We start from the raw sequence: 17309 nt of genomic DNA on the forward strand, positions 1-17309 counted from the left end.
AAAAATATTTCCGATATAAAAACGAATAACTTACTTTTAACCACAAATAGATTTCTTAAAGAACTAAAAGCATGATCAAGTCAACTTTAACAAAATCAACACCGATTATTATTGCATTACTAGTATTTGTTTTGCTGTCAATTATATATTTTTATCCGGCCCTTGAAGGAAAGAAAATAGTTGGGCATGACAATTTAGCTTCAATTGCAATGTCTAACGAAATAATAACTTTTCAAAAAGAAACTGATACAAATCCTCTATGGACCAACAGTATGTTTGGAGGAATGCCGGGTTACCAAATTAATTTCGGACAAAAAAACGTCATCCTTAAATCAATAGACCAAGTAGTGAAGTTTCTAGGGCGACCTTTTAGCTTTATCTTTTTATATCTTTTTTGTTTTTATATCTTGTTGATCTCATTGAGAATAAATCGGTGGTTAGCTATTGTTGGAGCCATTGCTTTTGCTTTTTCAACATATCTTATCATAATTCTTTCAGCAGGCCATACTTCAAAGGCTATTGCAATTGGATACCTCCCGGGAATAGTTGCAGGCATCGTTGTTGCTTTTAATAAAAAAAGATTTTGGGGTGCGCTATTATTATCTATTTTTTTAGCACTGGAAATAAAAGCCAATCATTTTCAGATTACTTACTATGGTTTTATACTTATTGCCATTTATTTGACTGTTATGTTTATTGACTCACTGATAAAAAAAAGACTGTCTCAATATCTAAAAACAATATTAACATTCATCCCCGCTGTCCTTATTGCTATTGGCCTAAACCTCACGATACTTCTGACTACCTGGGAATACTCCCACGAAACTATACGCGGCCCCTCTGAATTAACACACCAGGAAGAGAACCAAACTTCCGGTCTAGACAAAGATTATGTTGTTCAATGGAGCTACGGAATTGATGAAACACTTACTTTATTGATTCCAAATTTTAAAGGTGGAGCAAGTCAGATAAACCCGGGGATTGATTCCGAAAGCTACCAAACCATGAGAAGACAGGGAGTACAGAACCTTCGGCAAAATATACGGGCAGTAAGTACCTATCACGGCGATCAGCCAAGTACAGCCGGGCCTGTTTATGTTGGTGCAATTGTAGTTTTGCTTTTTATTCTTGGCCTTTTTGTTGTACAGGGACCAATGAAATGGTGGCTTCTTTTAAGCACTGTTTTCACAATTATTCTTTCCTGGGGAGGAAATATTATGTGGTTGACCAGCTTTCTTCTTGATTATCTTCCGCTATATAATAAATTCAGAGCTCCCACAATTATATTGAGCATTACTGAACTGGCTATGCCTCTGCTTGGCTTTATAGCGCTTAACAACATATTAACCGGAAAAGTTGATAAAAAAATCTGGTTAAACGGACTTAAATGGTCAGTCATAATTACAGGTGGTATTTCTCTTCTATTTGTAATTTTACCCGGCATTGCAGGTAATTTTTCAAATGCCACAGATGCTATAAGATATCCGGATTGGTTAATTGACAGTGTTATTGCAGACCGCAAAGCCATGCTCCGAAGCGATGCTTTCCGTTCTTTCCTCTTTGTTATATTGGGAGTGGGAGCATTGTATGTATGGAATTTACAAAAAATCAAAACAAATTTGTTTGTTGGAATTCTGGGAGTTCTGATACTTATCGACCTTTGGGGCGTTGATAAACGCTACCTTAACAATGATAACTTTGAGTCGAAAAAAGAAGTTGAGAATCCCTTTCCAATGATGCCGGTCGACAAGGAGATTTTAAAAGATACCAACCTGAGCTACCGTGTTTTACCCCTGCAAAATCCTTTTCAAGATGCAAGAACCTCATATTACCATAAAAACGTAGGTGGGTATCATGCTGCTAAACTCAGGCGTTATCAGGAATTGATCGACTTTCACCTAATGCCGGAAATTCAGGAAATGGTAAAAAAATTACAGGCAGGTGATAATATGGAATCCGTTTTTAGCGACCTCCCTGCAATAAATATGCTCAATACCCGATACATTATATATGATCTGAATCAGGCACCAATTCAAAACCCCAATGCCTTGGGTAATGCCTGGTTTGTATCTGATTATAAAATGGTTAAAAATGCAGATGATGAAATAGATGCGATGAATGATTTTATTCCCTCTGAAACAGCAATTGTTGACCAACGATTTGAAGAATTTTTAAATAATAAAGAGTTTAAAAAAGACGAAAATGGTTCCATAACATTAACCGAATATCAACCAAATTACTTAAAATATTCTGCGCGTACAGCCACTGAACAACTAGCTGTCTTTTCTGAAATATATTATGCAAATGGATGGGACGCTTATGTTGATGGCAATAAAGTTCCGCACTTTAGAGTTAATTATGTTTTAAGGGCTATGGTTTTGCCCGAAGGCGAACATACAGTTGAATTTAAATTTGAACCAAAATCATATTACATTGGCAATAAGATCTCTCTTGCAAGTTCCTTTGTTCTGATTTTTGCTGTTATTGCTTATGGCTTTGTTGAATTTAGAAGGAAAAAGAAAAAAAATTGATGCATCTGCGGCTTTCATGTGATTTTTTTCAGCACGATGTTATACATATTGCTCCTAACTTGCTGGGAAAAACTCTCATTCGAAAACTTGATAACAAAACAATCCACCGTTACAAAATTACCGAGGTAGAAGCTTATCGCGGAACCCAAGACTTAGCTTGCCACGCGAGTAAAGGAAGAACGCCCCGAACAGAAATTATGTTTCATGAGGGAGGCGTAATTTATGTTTATCTCATTTATGGAATGTACTGGATGCTAAATATTGTAGCGGGTTCTGAAAATGATGCGTCTGCAATTCTCATTCGTGGATTAGAAGGAATTTCCGGTCCGGGAAGAGTTGGGAAAGCGCTTCAACTGGACAAGACATTTTACGGTGAAGACCTCTCAACATCAAACCGGATATGGATTGAAGATTCCAACGAAAAAGTGACTATTCATACATCTCCCCGGATTGGAATTCAATATGCGGGAGAGCCATGGATAAGCAAACCGTGGAGATACTTTATCGATGATTAGTTTTTCCCGATTACAAACCTATCATACAACCAAAGGAAAACAACAGCGCCAACTGCTACCCCGGCGTATATCATCCAAATATTTGCGGGATGATAATTGTTCCATAAAAAGTTGGTGAGCTCTGTTCCCTGCAGACCAAGCTTTTCTGACGCCATTTCGACATAATCATTTTTTGTCACTTCTTCTGAGATCTCCGGCAAAGAAATTCCCCTGCTGGTTACTTCCTGTTGCAACAAATAGATTTTATCAGCAATTTTTTCATAAACACCACCTGAAAGCCAGCCCGCTAACTGATGTCCGGCAGCAATCGGGAGAAACGAGGTTCCCATATAAAGTGCCTTTTTATCTGGTGGTGCAATTCTTCCCACATATTCGGTAAATTTTGGAGAACTAGCCATTTCCCCGAGAGCAAAAATCAAAACACCTAGTAAAATGAGCCAGCCACTTTGATTTGAAAACATTAATCCAAGGCCACCGGCTAAAACCAGTATTCCTCCCATCATTGCTGCCAACGGGCGAAAGCGCATTACAAAAGCCGAAACCATCAACTGAAAAATAATAATGTAAAAAGAATCCATACTTGACATTGTTACCGCTGTAATTGTACCCTCACTTGTCCCAATCGATTCTGCCAACCACGGCCAAAACGAGTGAATACCATTATAAACAACAGATGTATCAACCCACTGATCGATAAAAACAGGAAACGAATAATACAACTGATTAAAGGCAGTCCAAAACAAAATCATTATTATCAGAAACATTACATATTTCCAATTTTTAAGCGTAGTAAAAATATTTACAAATGCCTGTAAAATATTGTCAAGTAATGATGAGTCACCTTCTTTAATAACCGGTTCACGAAAGAAAAACAGAGTAATGATATAGTTTACCCCAATTGCCATAATTGACATATAAAATACATAGTCCCATGTTTTTTGCATTAAAATACCGGCAATAAACGGCCCGATAAATCCTCCTATGTTTATCATCATATAAAAAATGCCAAACCCGATTGATGATGTTTCATCAGTTGTAGTGCGGGCAACCATGGCCGAAATAATGGGTTTAAAAAAAGCGCCCCCCACGCAAGTCCATACAAATGCAAAAAACATCCAGCCGAAGGTATCAAAACTCTTAATCATGTAAAATCCTGAAACATAAAGTGTAAATGAAAGAAACAGAATTTTCTTATACCCAACTTTGTCGGCAATGGCTCCCGTAATTACAGGCAAAAAATACAACAACATAGAACCGGTTCCCATGATCACTCCTTTTTGTGCCTGCGTCAACCCTAAGGCACCTGTATCTTTTGAGTTTACCAAATAAAGCGCAAAAGCGAGGTAAAATCCGTACCAGGCCCAGCGTTCAAAAAGTTCAATGGTATTAGAAGCCCAAAAAGTTGTATTGTACTTTTTCATTAAAGAGATAAAACCCATATTCTCAATTTTTTTGATGAAGGCGGAAAGGTAATAAATATGACAGAAAGGAAACTGTAAAAAATCAGGTCAGCACACTTTTTTTAATTTTTAGTCAACTAGTCCCTGACTTTTTAATAACTCACCAGTCTCGGTAAGCGTTTTAATATCTTCCTCCGGAAATCCTCCGTCAGGCAAAGGTCCAACATTCATCAAAAGGTTAGCATCCTGCACCCATGTATCTTTTATTATCTGCAACAGTTGTTCAGTTGTTTTATGATTTCCGTCGTCCTGTTTATTGTAGCCCCAGGCATGGTTCTGAAGCGTATTACAAATTTCTTTGGGTTTGTTTTTATTTTTTTCGTATACCATTTGAGCAACCTCAAATTCTGCGCCTACCTTTGCACCTGCATTTCTTTCGGGTGCTGAAAAATCTTCGTCGCCGTTGGCACCTTGTTTAAATGAAATAAGCGCATGAGGGCTCAACTCCCGGATGAGCGCATAAGTTTCTTCTACCGGGAAAAGGTCTGGCCGGTTATATAATCCCATTATCGGATCAAACCAAATACCTGCAATGGTTGGATATTGTGTTAACAACTCTTTCACCTGCGCATGAACATAATCCACATAAATTTTAAAATCTTCATCTTTTTGAAATTTATACTCCGCCTGTGGTTCTTTATAGGCAGGTCGTGCATTTTGCCAACCCGCTTCACACGAATAAAAATAGGGATGTTTCCAATCGGCGGCATAAGAATAATATAAAAATATACCTAACCCTTTGTTGTTACAGGCCTCTACCAGCTCTCCAATTAAATCCCTTCCACAGGGAGAATTTATGCTGTTAAAGTCTGTCTGCCCGGTTTTAAAAAGACAAAAACCATCATGATGTTTTGATGTGATGGTAATATATTTCATCCCTGCTTTTAGCGCTAGATCGGTAATAAAATCAGCATCAAAGTCAGCGGCAGTAAACGTTTCCTTCAATTTAGCATATTCAGCCACAGGAATTGTATCCCTTAATTGTACCCACTCTCCTTTTTCAAGTTGTGCATAAAGTCCGTAATGAATAAACATGCCGTATTTAGCATCGGTAAACCATTTCAAATTGGCTTGCCTCGGATTCTCAAGATACTCCTTTGAATATGATTTTAAATAGCCAGGAACTTCCTTTTCTTTCTGCAAACAGGAAACAAGTGTAAAAGTTGTAAAAAACAAAACAACAAATAGCTGTATATTTCTTTTCAATTTAAAATGTTTTAGGTTGAGTTAAAAATCAGGAAAAAGAAAGCAAAAAATTACAAATTAAAGTCTTCCAGAAAAATTGTCATTAATATAATTACCATAATGATAACAAATAACATGATAAAAAAACCAATGACACCTATTTTAAATCCTTGCCTGATTTTAATTTCCCTGGTTACTGAAATCAGATGTTCGATTGAACGTAGCAAATTATGAGGTGCTTTTTCATTTTTTATGATATAGTCAGCCGCCCCCATCCGCATAATTTTTACTGCAACTTCAACTTCGTTTTGGGCGCTTAAAAAAATAAAGTCAATTTCCGGATGATCTTCTTTCACTTTTTTCATCAACTCAAGACCATTAATTCCTTCAAATGAATAATCTAAAACAATCAGATCAGGCTTTAAATCTATCATTTTTAAACACTCTTCACCGCTTTTAAATGTTTTAATGTTCTGATACTTTTTTGATTTTAAATAACCAACAATTAAATCCTTGTAAACCAAACTGTCTTCTACGACAAAAATTAGCGGATTTTTTGCTTTTTGCATATCATCTGATTTTTACTTTAGCTTCTGTTTAAAAATACTATATTTTTTTCAGATCGCAAACCATTAACTTCTTAACCAAACAATAAAATAACCCTTTTACAGCGACATAATAAATTAACGCTTAAATGTTTGGTTTAGTCTCTCAAAATCGCGTATATTTTAAACCAATTAATTTGTTATGAAATATATTGCTGATTTACATATACACTCTCACTTTTCAAGGGCAACAAGCAAAACACTCACACCTGAATACCTGGACTATCATGCAGGATTAAAGGGAATTAAAATTGTCGGTACGGGGGATTTCACGCATCCCGGATGGCTTGATGAGTTGAAAGAAAAAACAGAACCGGATGGAAATGGTTTTTTCAAACTTAAAAGCAATTATAAACTTGAATCTCCTCTGGGCGATAACGATACACATTTTTTGCTTACTGCCGAAATCAGTAATATTTACAAACGTGGCGGAAAAGTGAGAAAAGTACATAATGTTGTTTTAGTTCCCGGTTTTGAAGAAGCAGAAAAAATAAATCAACGACTTATCGATCTCGGAGGTAACCTTACATCCGACGGGCGTCCAATTCTCGGGCTCGACTCCCGCGATCTGCTTGAAATAGTTCTGGAATGCGGAGATAACAATTATTTTATCCCTGCACATATTTGGACTCCATGGTTTTCGATGCTGGGGTCCAAATCAGGTTTTGATTCGCTTAAAGAATGTTTTGCCGATCTTTCTCCACACATTCATACCATCGAAACCGGACTTTCAACAGATCCTCCGATGAACTGGCTTTGCTCTTTTCTCGATAATGTTACATTGGTTTCCAATTCCGACGCACATTCTCCCGACCGGCTGGGACGAAATGCCAATGTTTTTAATACGGAGCTTGATTATTTTTCGTTGGTGGAAGCGCTAAAAACGGGAGATCCGAGAAAGTACCACGGAACCATTGATATGTTTCCGCAAGAAGGCAAATATCATTACGACGGACACAGGAAATGCAATATCTGCTGGGATCCGGTTGAAACACTAAAACACAATGAAATCTGTCCATCATGCAAAAAGCCGGTAACCGTTGGAGTAATGAACCGCGTGATTCAACTTACCGACAGAGAAGATATTTCAGCACGTCCCAACAAATTGCCCTTTAAATCGATAATTCCACTTCCTGAAATTCTTTCAGAAATTGCAGGAGTGGGTGTAAAGTCAAAAAAAGTTGCGGAAGAATATTCGCAAACCATTCAAAAACTGGGTAAAGAGCTCGACATTTTACTGGAAATGCCAATTGAAGAAATCGAGAAAAAAACGTCAAAAACTTTGGCAGAAGCCATTCGACGAATGCGCAGTCGCGAAATTATCATACAGGAAGGTTACGACGGAGAATATGGTGTTATTAAAGTCTTCAAAAACGGTGAGGCTAAAAACTTCGAAGCTACAAATGCGCTTTTTCAAATAGAAAAACCTGCGCCTCCTGAAAAACGAGCGTTGATAAATTTTGATTTAAAAGGAATTCAAAAACTCATTCGCAAAAAAACAGAGTTAAAAAATCTGGCTGCGGAAAAAGAGCAAAAATATGAAACTCAAAAAGCACAACAGCCAACTTTTGACAATTTAAACGCGGAACAATTCACTGCGGTTCAGCACATTGAGGGGCCCTCGTTAATTATTGCCGGCCCCGGAACCGGCAAAACAAAAACCTTAACCGGCAAAATTGCTTGGCTGATTGGAAATCATCATACAAAACCAGACGAGATACTGGCCATCACGTTTACAAACAAAGCCGCCGGTGAACTAAAAGAACGCCTTGAAGCAATTTTAAAAAATAAAAACCAGTCGGGTGAAGTTACGGTTTCAACATTTCATGCTTTTGGGCTTGCTATCTTGAAAGATTATAATGCGGAGTTCAACCGTAATGCAAACTTTATTCTTGTTGATGAAAGCCTGAAAAAAGAAATTATCAAGTCAATTTCCAAAGAAAAAGGAAGTGAAACAAAAAGACTTTCGGCGGAGATTTCCAAAATAAAAAAAGGAAGCCTGCCGGAAAATCCGTTTTTTAAAAAGTATGAAAACGAATTACAAAAACTAAATGCTTTTGATCTTGACGATTTGATTGAAAAACCGGTTCAGCTTCTTTCTGAAAACAAAGAAATAACAAAAAAACTAAGAGACAAATATCAGTTTATTTTTGTTGATGAATACCAGGATACCAACGATACGCAATACAAATTGCTTCGTTTGCTGGCCCCCGACTCCAACTCAAATTTATGTGTTGTGGGTGATGCTAACCAATCGATCTACGGATTCCGCGGTGCAAATTCGGGTTATATCTCAAAATTTTCGGAAGATTATCCGAAAGCCAAAATCTTTCGTCTCACCAAATCATACCGCTGTTCTCAAACCATTCTAACAGCTTCGTCAAATGTAATCGAACAATCCGGCCTTTTGGAAGGATTAAATGAAGGCGTACAAATTTCAATTTCCGAACAACCTTCCGGCGCTGCCGAAGCTGAATTTATAGCCCGCCAGATTGTTGATTTGGTTGGTGGTGTAAGTTTCTTTTCCATTGACAGTTCGGTAGCGCAAGGCGATAAAAACGAAACCATAAACAGTTTGTCTGATTTGGCAGTTTTATGCCGCACGCGCAATCAGTTTGAAGCCATCACAAAAGCACTGCGCGATCATCATGTACCCTACCAGGAAGCAGGAACCATACCCTATTTTAAACAGGAACCGTTTCAAAGTTTTACAGATATTATCGGTGCATTTTTGCTTGATTCGTTTGAACAGGCAGCCCCTGTTTTTAAATTGAAAAAGAAAAATATTTCCCAACTTCAGTTTGAATTGGTAAAAACACAGTTAAAAAAGCCAGATGTAAATTCCTTTCTCGACTTTGTTAAAAAAGAATATTTTGACAAAGAAGAGATTCAACCCAACGAGTGGAAACGTTTTATCAACCTCGCAACGGAGAAAAAATCTGTTTCTGAATTTTTGCAATTTCTAAAACTGGGATTGGGAACCGACGCATACGACAAAAGCCTGGAAGCCGTCTCGGTAATGACGTTACATGCATCAAAAGGACTGGAATTTGAATGTGTTTTTATTCCCGGGTGCGAAAAAGGACTACTTCCCTATACTTTATATAAAAATGAAGTGGATGAAGATGAAGAAAAACGACTGCTTTACGTGGGAATGACCAGAGCAAAAAAGTTACTTTACCTCACCAATGCAAAAACGAGAACCATCCGCGGAAGAAAATTTAATCTTCCGAAAAGCCCTTTTTTAAATTCAATCCAACAGGAGTTGCTTCTGCAAATAAAAAACAGACCTCCTCAAAAAGAAAAAGAACAAGATAACCAACTCAGTTTATTTTGATTTTAATGAAATGCTAAAACTTCATCTTAAAAATCCTATGAAAAACCTTTTGCGAATTTACGAACAATGAAAATTATCTGATATTTGTATTTTGGAAATTGAAATTTTAACCAATTTATCATGTTACTGGCAATAGATGTAGGAAATACAAACATTGTTTTTGGAGTGAACGAAAATAATGAATGGAAAAATCATTGGCGCATTCAAACCGACCACCTAAAAACTGCCGACGAATACGAAGTCATTTTCCGATCGTTATTAAACGGCGGAAAAATTTGTAATACCAACATTACACAAATTATTCTGAGCAGTGTTGTACCATCGCTTGTACATCCGTTTTCAGAAATGTTAAAAGGTCTGTACCCCGAATCAAAACAAACTATCGTAAATCCTGATATTTACAAAAAGTTGCCCGTGAAGGTGCTAAATCCTTATGAAATAGGGGCAGATTTGGTAGCCAATTCTGTTGCTGCATTTCAGAAATACGGCAAATTAACTACTGTTATTGATTTTGGTACAGCACTTACTTTTACCACAATCGGAAAAGACTCGGAAATCAGAGGAGTCGCTATTGCTCCGGGATTAAATACAGCGGTAAGCGCGCTTGCAGGAAAAACAGCGCAGTTACCACAAATTCATCTTACTCCTCCGCCTTCAGTTTTGGGCGAAAATACCATTCATGCAATACAGTCAGGTATTGTGTTTGGATACACCGGCCTTGTTGATTCTATTATTGAAAGAACAGAAGAAGAATTAAACGAAAAACTGCATGTGGTTGCTACCGGCGGTTTGAGTTCTGTTGTTGCGCCACTCACAAAAAAAATAAAGACCATTGAGCCGCTTTTAACACTCGATGGTCTTTACCATATAAACTCGTTTGTTGGTGAGAAATAATTTCCGGCAAACAAAAACGTTGCCGTCTTTTTAGCGTTCACTATAATTGGTTCAGTTCATATCAATAATTTCGAGCAATTCGTCCAAATTGGGTGTAAGAATAATTTCTGTTCGACGGTTCATCTGGCGTCCTTCCGTTGTTTTATCAGCCAAAAGCGGTAAATATTCACTTCTCCCCGCTGCTATTATTCTTTTTGGATCGATTTGTTTATTTTGAGTCAGAATTTTTGTAACGGCAGTTGCACGCATTACACTTAAATCCCAGTTGTCTTTCACTGCTCCGGAACCATGCATCGGAACATCGTCTGTGTGTCCTTCTACCATTATATTAATGTCGGGATTTTGTGCCAAAACATTACTCAGTTCTTTTAAAGCCTGCTGCCCTTTGGGATCAACATCCCACTGTCCAGTTTTAAAAAGCAATTTTTCTTCCAGCGAAACATACACTTTTCCATTTTTTTCATGAACTGTCAACCCGTTGTTGTTAAAGCCAACCAAAGCATCCATAACCTTTTTCTTTAAATCCTGAACAGCCTGTTCCTGTTGAGCAAGTATATTCTGCAACTCTATAAGCTTAGCATTTCGTTCTTCCAGTTCTTTTTCCGCCGCCCGCAATTTGTCTTCCCGACTATTCAAATCACCCCGGGCTTCCTGTAATTCAGCTAAAAGCTTTTCAATCTCAGCAGAACTTCCCGAATTTAGAGCCTCCATTTGCTTTTGAAGATCATCTACGTCTTTTTGTAAAGCGCTGTTACTTTGTTTCTGAACATTTAAATCATAAAGCGCTTCCTCCAGCTGACTCCGCAATTCCTTATTCTGCGAATTCAATTGTTCTACCCGACTCTTTAATTCAGCATTGGCGGCCTCCAAATCCATTTTGTTACGTTTTAGCTGCTCATTCTCTGTTGTAAGCCTGTCTTTGGTTTCATTAAACTCTTTTAGGGAGACACATGAAGATATGAAAATAATCAGACTGCCGAGTAACAATATCTTTTTTCCTGTTTTCATAGTTTTGTCATTTTATTTTTTTGATAAAATTACTTCTTTTACAATGTAGAACAAATAAGATTTAAATCTCTTTTGAACAAACTGTTGTTTAGGATTTGTTATATCTTTGACGATATTTTTTCGCAAATATGGATGAAATAAAGGGGAGAATACTTGAAAAAATAAATAACCCGGAAGAACTCAAAAAAGTGAAACTTGAGGAACTTCCGGTAGTTTGTGATGATTTAAGAAATTTTATTATTGATGTTGTTTCGACAAACCCCGGGCATTTTGGGGCCAGCCTTGGAGTTGTGGAACTTACCGTAGCCTTGCATTATGTTTATAACACCCCGCATGATCTTTTGGTTTGGGATGTTGGACACCAGGCTTACGGGCATAAAATTCTGACTGGTCGCCGGCAAACTTTTATCACCAATAGAAAATACAAAGGATTAAGTGGATTTCCGAAAAGAACAGAAAGTGAATACGACGTTTTTGGCGTTGGTCATGCATCAACTTCTATCTCTGCCGCACTTGGGATGGCAGTAGCTTCCAAAATAAAAGGAGAAAAGGATAGAAAAATTGTTGCCGTAATCGGCGACGGAGCAATGACAGGAGGAATGGCTTTTGAAGCCCTGAACAATGCCGGAGCAGGAAAATCCGATATTCTTGTTATTCTGAATGATAACAATATGGCAATCGACCCTAGTGTAGGTGGATTCAGCCAGTATTTGTTAAACATTTCAAAATCTCATTCCTACAACCGATTTAAAAAAGATGTTTGGGAAGGATTGGGTAAACTTGATGGCTTTGGACAGAAAACCCGTCGGTTCCTTCAAAAAAACCAACATGCCCTGAAAAACATAATCTTAAAAGAAAACAATCTTTTCGAGGCATTTGATTTCAGGTATTTTGGCCCGGTAGACGGACACGATATTGTTTATCTTACAAAAGTTTTAAAAGATTTAAAAGACATTCCCGGCCCTAAGTTATTGCATGTTATAACCAAAAAAGGAAAAGGATTTAAACAAGCTGAAATCAACCAAACCAAGTTTCATGCTCCGGGTCTTTTTGATAAGGTTACAGGTGAAATATACTCGTGCGACTGTCCGATTGATAAAGCACCAAAATTCCAAAATGTTTTTGGTGAAACATTAGTCGAATTGGCCGAAAAAAATAAAAAGATTGTTGGTATTACTCCGGCCATGCCAACCGGATGTTCAATGAACCTGATGATTGAAAAGATGCCTGATCGCGCATTTGATGTGGGGATAGCAGAGCAACATGCCGTTACTTTTTCGGCCGGATTGGCAACCCAGGGAATGGTTCCGTTTTGTAACATCTACTCCACTTTTATGCAACGTGCCTACGACCAAATCATTCACGATGTGGCCCTGCAAAAATTACATGTTGTCTTTTGCCTCGACCGCGGAGGGCTTGTTGGAGAAGATGGGCCGACCCACCATGGAGCTTTTGACATTTCATACATGCGCTTGATCCCCAACATGATTATTTCTGCTCCAATGGATGAAATTGATTTACGTAATTTGATGTATACCGCCCAACTTGATGATATCGCTCAGCCGTTCTCAATTCGTTACCCGCGTGGTTGCGGAATAAAACCCGACTGGAAGAAACCATTCGAAAAAATAGAAATCGGCAAAGGTCGCGTATTATCCGAGGGTGAAGATATTGCCATTTTAACTATTGGGAAATCTGGAATTTTTGCACAGCGGGCAGTAGAAAGTCTTTCCGGAGAAGGAGTTTCAGCAGCACATTATGATATGCGTTTTGTAAAACCACTCGATAAGGAAATATTAACACAGGTATTCAAAAAATTTAAAACCATTATAACTGTTGAAGACGGGACAGTTAAAGGTGGTTTTGGAAGTGCTGTTTTGGAATTTATGGCAGAAAACGGATTTTCAAACCAAATAAAAATTCTGGGTATCCCCGACCGGTTTATTGAACATGGAACCCCGGAAGATTTATACAAGGAATGTAATATTGATGCAAAAGGAATAAAAACTTCAGTCCTGGAGATTCTGAAAAAATCATAATTACAGCGTGGGCCCGTTCAGTAAGAAATCCTGTTTTATCTGATATAATATTTATATCTTTCATTCGTTTTCAACTATTGAAATAAAAACGTTTTGTATTGGATATTTATTTAAAAAGAAAACGCGGCAAAATTTTGCTGCTTATTGTGGCAGTAATAATTGGCGTTGTATCACTCCTTTATACCAACTGGCTTTCAGGGAAAATGGCTCAGGAAGAGCGTAAAAAAGTAGAACTCTGGGCTGAAGCAACAAAACGATTTGTTGACAGCGGAAGCGCAACGGGCTCATCATCCGATTTTCAAAAACTAAATTCTGCTTATTTAACATTTATAAATGAAATTCTGGAACAGAATACAACCATTCCAATTATTATCGTAAATCCCGACGGTTCTTTTAATAATGATTTCAACATCAATTACAAAAAGGAAAGAAGGGAACAAGTTCTTACAAAAGAACTTAAAAGAATGAAAGACTATTCTCCCCCTATTCCGATAAAACTCTCAGAAAATAATACGCTTTTACTTTATTTTAGCGAGTCAAATATTTTGCGCAACCTTCGTTATTATCCGTTGGTTCAGCTTGTGGTAATTGTAATATTCATTTTGGTATCCTATTTCGCTTTCAATGCCACACAAAAGGCAGAACAAAATCAGGTTTGGGTTGGCATGTCAAAAGAAACAGCCCACCAGTTGGGCACGCCAATTTCATCGTTAATGGCCTGGATTGAATTATTAAAATTACAAAATGTTGACAAAACCCTGGTTAGTGAGTTTGAAAAAGACACGCAACGACTGGAAAAAATAACCGAACGGTTTTCCAAAATCGGTTCTAAACCGGAATTGTTACAACAAAATCTGGTTGACGTACTGAGCTCAACCGTTAGTTATCTTAAAACACGTTCTTCGGGCAAAGTTAAATTTGAAACTTCCTTTGGCGAAAACCATTTTATTCCCGCTCCTTTAAATGCAGCCTTGTTTTCATGGGTGATTGAAAACCTTTGTAAAAATGCCATTGATGCAATGGACAACAACGGCACAATAACTATTAGTGTAAAAGAAAAAGAAAATACAATTAACATCGATGTTTCGGATACCGGTAAAGGAATTCACAAATCGCAACACAAAACAGTCTTTAACCCGGGCTACTCAACAAAAAAACGGGGTTGGGGGCTTGGGCTTTCACTGGCAAAACGAATCATTGAAAACTACCACAATGGCAAAATTTTTATAAAATCCTCAGAAATTGGAAAAGGAACCACTTTCCGGATTGTGTTGAATAAGTGAAACATTATAGAAGCCACTCCTAAAGCATGATTTCTTTAGGAGTAGGCTTTGTTTGATTCTGAAGCTAGTTCTTCTTAGTTCAATAGTTAAACGTATATATTAATGAAACTTGAAACCCATTAAGATCCATTGTTCCATAAGATATTAAGTATGGTGTTAAAAGATATTTTAAACTTATATCAAACTGCTTCAAAATTCTAACTTCTGTACCAAGAATAAATGCTAACTGCAACTTGGATACTTCATTTTTTTGAATGTTTAAAGCAAAATAATCAGTATCACTGTAAAAGCGCCAGATGCCTTCAATTCCTAAAAAAGGGTGAGCGTAATTTATTCTTGTCCAGTAATATTTTAAAGGGACACTTAAAGAGTAGGTATTATTCTCTAATAACAGTTCATGTTCCTTATGATCATCAAATCTAGTATAAATTATAGATACTCCTTTTTCAAATGAAAATGATTTCGAAATAACTTTTCGAGAAAATAGATTAATCTGGAATCCAACATCGGCTTCATAGTTGGACCCCGTATTTGTTGGCTGCATCCTATTCACCCCAATGCTAATACTATTCTGCTTATTCTGAGAATTACCACCAATTGATAAAATTATTAACAAAAAAAAGAGTACTATTTTTCTCATAATTATATGTTCAACTAGTTAGAAACGTCTATTTGCAACTTAACACCCCAATTAAAGCCTGCACTAAGTTCAGTACACGTATTATCGAAATAATTGTAATACGTTGTGCCACAATCTTCGGAATGATCTTCAAAACTGAACGCAAGTTGTCCCGTTAAAGAATAACTCAATGTTGCATCTTCATCATTTTTTAAATTAACTTTTGTTCCAATTGAAGAATTCTCACTATTATCCCCTAAATCTTCGTCATGTTCTATTACTTTTATTGCAACCAAATCCTCCCAATACTGTGGGTTCCAGAGAAATAATGCATTTTCACTGAAATCCTGAGATTTAGTCCTGGAAGAAAAGTCATAACGCCTACCACTTTCTTTATTTGTACTCCCCACCACAAAGTCCTTAAAACCGGTTATTTTATCAGCATTAGCAACCCAAATCTGGAATTCAGGTTTACCCGCAGGCCACTCCTCTAATTCCCAATCAGTAAACGATATATTAGTAATATACACAGGACTGCCTGTATTTATATCACGATATGGAATTCGGACAAAATCATATTTTGCATTCGATTCATCGATCCCATTTACATGCACAATTTTATAATGATATTTTTGGCCAGGTGTTAAATTAGTATCAAAATAATCAGATGTATTATCAGTATAACTTTGAAAAAGTTCAAAATAAGGATTTGAATTTACATTGGTTCTATATATTCGAGTCTCTGAATGATAGTCATTGTTATCGTTATTCCAGTTTAAAAATGCTGTCCTATACGCATAGTTTGTCACATCGAAAGATATTACGGGATTTGGAGGGTTAGGAGCAATCGCAGAAGCAATGTTGGAAGGTAACGACTCTCCCGCTAAACCATAAGCAGTTACATAGTAGGAAAATGACTTATTAGCATCTGAAGATTCAAAGTCAGAATCATAATACACCCTATCTCCACTAAAGATATTCTGTCCTAAAAATGTAAAAGAGGACTCATCTTCTGCCTTTCTATAAATTTTGTATCCAGATAAGCAAGTTACTTCGCTAGGATAAGTCTGTGACCAACTCAACATAATGCTATTTCTTGTTGTCGTAGCATTTAAGCTACTTGGAGAAGTAGGAGGAGAAGTACATGGTTCACCAATTATTCCGTCTTTTAAATTTAAAAATTGATCTAATATTTCTCCATTGTTATCAGATCTTTCATTCAAGCTAACTACTATTACAGTATGGTCTGGAGCCTCTTTATTACTTAATTCAATGAGATTTCCCTTAGCATCAAAAGCTTCAATTACTTCCATTTTTTCGTCATATTCTGCAGGTAAAAAAGCAACATATGGTGAATAAGTATCTATATCCCACTCCTCGCATTTAACTGGTATTGAAATCTGAAATTTCTTGTATTTTTCGCTAAAGTCATCAATCTCTTTAATATTTTTTTCCTTTTGTTTCCCATCCATCTCCTTCGCGATAACATTTTTCACAGTTTTTTCTCCATCTGTACTCTTTATATTAAAATGTTTAAAATTCTTCCAAATGACATCGTAGTCACCATCAATCTTGCATAGTGCTTCTTGTTTTAAAATCTTCCTCATATCTCTATTATCCAAAGACATAGCAAGTGACCTAGCAAACTTTTTGACAAATACATTATACTCATGTTTTTCAAATTCAGAATCTGATACACTTTTTGTATTTACTAATTCTTCTAATGAATCATTTGAAACATTAACAACTTCTTTCTGGCAACCATTAAAAATGATTAAAACCGACACGACCATAATAAAAACAACAAATTTTTTCATTTTCTTTGTAATGTTT

The 17309-nt window shown here is 36.8% G+C and carries 12 protein-coding genes; 6 read left to right on the forward strand and 6 right to left on the reverse strand.

The genetic code is table 11. The features are described from left to right. Positions 1-71 precede the first annotated feature (71 nt). Positions 72-2531 (forward strand): YfhO family protein, encoded by a 2460-nt coding sequence (locus K5G00_RS12095; protein WP_238766422.1) that lies wholly within the window; start codon positions 72-74, stop codon positions 2529-2531. Further along, positions 2531-3046, forward strand: a complete 516-nt coding sequence (locus K5G00_RS12100; protein ID WP_238766423.1) for a DNA-3-methyladenine glycosylase — start codon at positions 2531-2533, stop codon at positions 3044-3046. Before K5G00_RS12095 ends, K5G00_RS12100 begins: the two co-directional genes overlap by 1 nt. Here K5G00_RS12100 and K5G00_RS12105 read toward each other — a convergent pair. The 3 genes from K5G00_RS12105 to K5G00_RS12115 form a co-directional block, all read right to left on the reverse strand. After that, positions 3043-4485, reverse strand: a complete 1443-nt coding sequence (locus K5G00_RS12105) for an MFS transporter (protein ID WP_238766424.1) — start codon at positions 4483-4485, stop codon at positions 3043-3045. The two genes, K5G00_RS12100 and K5G00_RS12105, sit on opposite strands and share 4 nt — an antisense overlap. 90 nt (positions 4486-4575) lie before the next feature. Further along, positions 4576-5712 (reverse strand): alpha-L-fucosidase, encoded by a 1137-nt coding sequence (locus K5G00_RS12110; RefSeq protein WP_238766425.1) that lies wholly within the window; start codon positions 5710-5712, stop codon positions 4576-4578. 50 nt (positions 5713-5762) lie between these two features. Next, on the reverse strand, positions 5763-6260 hold the full coding sequence (locus K5G00_RS12115) for a response regulator (protein WP_238766426.1): 498 nt from the start codon (positions 6258-6260) through the stop codon (positions 5763-5765). A gap of 178 nt (positions 6261-6438) precedes the next feature. Between K5G00_RS12115 and K5G00_RS12120 the strand changes: the two genes are divergently transcribed. Beyond that, entirely contained in the window at positions 6439-9633 is a 3195-nt protein-coding gene (locus K5G00_RS12120) for a UvrD-helicase domain-containing protein (RefSeq protein WP_238766427.1), read from the forward strand. Between the two features lie 120 nt (positions 9634-9753). Beyond that, positions 9754-10527, forward strand: coding sequence for a type III pantothenate kinase (locus K5G00_RS12125; protein ID WP_238766428.1), 774 nt, complete (start codon positions 9754-9756; stop codon positions 10525-10527). 51 nt (positions 10528-10578) lie between these two features. Here K5G00_RS12125 and K5G00_RS12130 read toward each other — a convergent pair whose 3' ends face one another. Beyond that, positions 10579-11535 (reverse strand): OmpA family protein, encoded by a 957-nt coding sequence (locus tag K5G00_RS12130; protein WP_238766429.1) that lies wholly within the window; start codon positions 11533-11535, stop codon positions 10579-10581. Between the two features lie 128 nt (positions 11536-11663). On the opposite strand from K5G00_RS12130, the gene dxs reads away from it, so the two are divergent. Together dxs and K5G00_RS30045 are read left to right on the forward strand one after the other, a co-directional pair. Continuing rightward, positions 11664-13574: a 1-deoxy-D-xylulose-5-phosphate synthase gene (dxs, locus tag K5G00_RS12135; RefSeq protein WP_238766430.1), complete on the forward strand. Its 1911-nt coding sequence runs from the start codon at positions 11664-11666 to the stop codon at positions 13572-13574. Between the two features lie 146 nt (positions 13575-13720). Continuing rightward, positions 13721-14857: a sensor histidine kinase gene (locus tag K5G00_RS30045; RefSeq protein ID WP_238766431.1), complete on the forward strand. Its 1137-nt coding sequence runs from the start codon at positions 13721-13723 to the stop codon at positions 14855-14857. A 79-nt stretch (positions 14858-14936) separates the two neighbouring features. On the opposite strand, the gene K5G00_RS12145 is transcribed toward K5G00_RS30045, so the two are convergent. Both K5G00_RS12145 and K5G00_RS12150 read right to left on the reverse strand, forming a co-directional pair. Beyond that, positions 14937-15497, reverse strand: a complete 561-nt coding sequence (locus K5G00_RS12145) for an outer membrane beta-barrel protein (protein ID WP_238766432.1) — start codon at positions 15495-15497, stop codon at positions 14937-14939. Positions 15498-15511: 14 nt separating this feature from the next. After that, the gene (locus K5G00_RS12150; RefSeq protein ID WP_238766433.1) at positions 15512-17293 is read right to left on the reverse strand and encodes a DUF3103 family protein; all 1782 of its coding nucleotides are present in this window, start codon (positions 17291-17293) and stop codon (positions 15512-15514) included. Positions 17294-17309: the final 16 nt, after the last annotated feature.

It is taken from the genome of Maribellus maritimus, assembly GCF_022267315.1.
In the GTDB taxonomy this organism is placed as follows: domain Bacteria; phylum Bacteroidota; class Bacteroidia; order Bacteroidales; family Prolixibacteraceae; genus Draconibacterium; species Draconibacterium maritimum.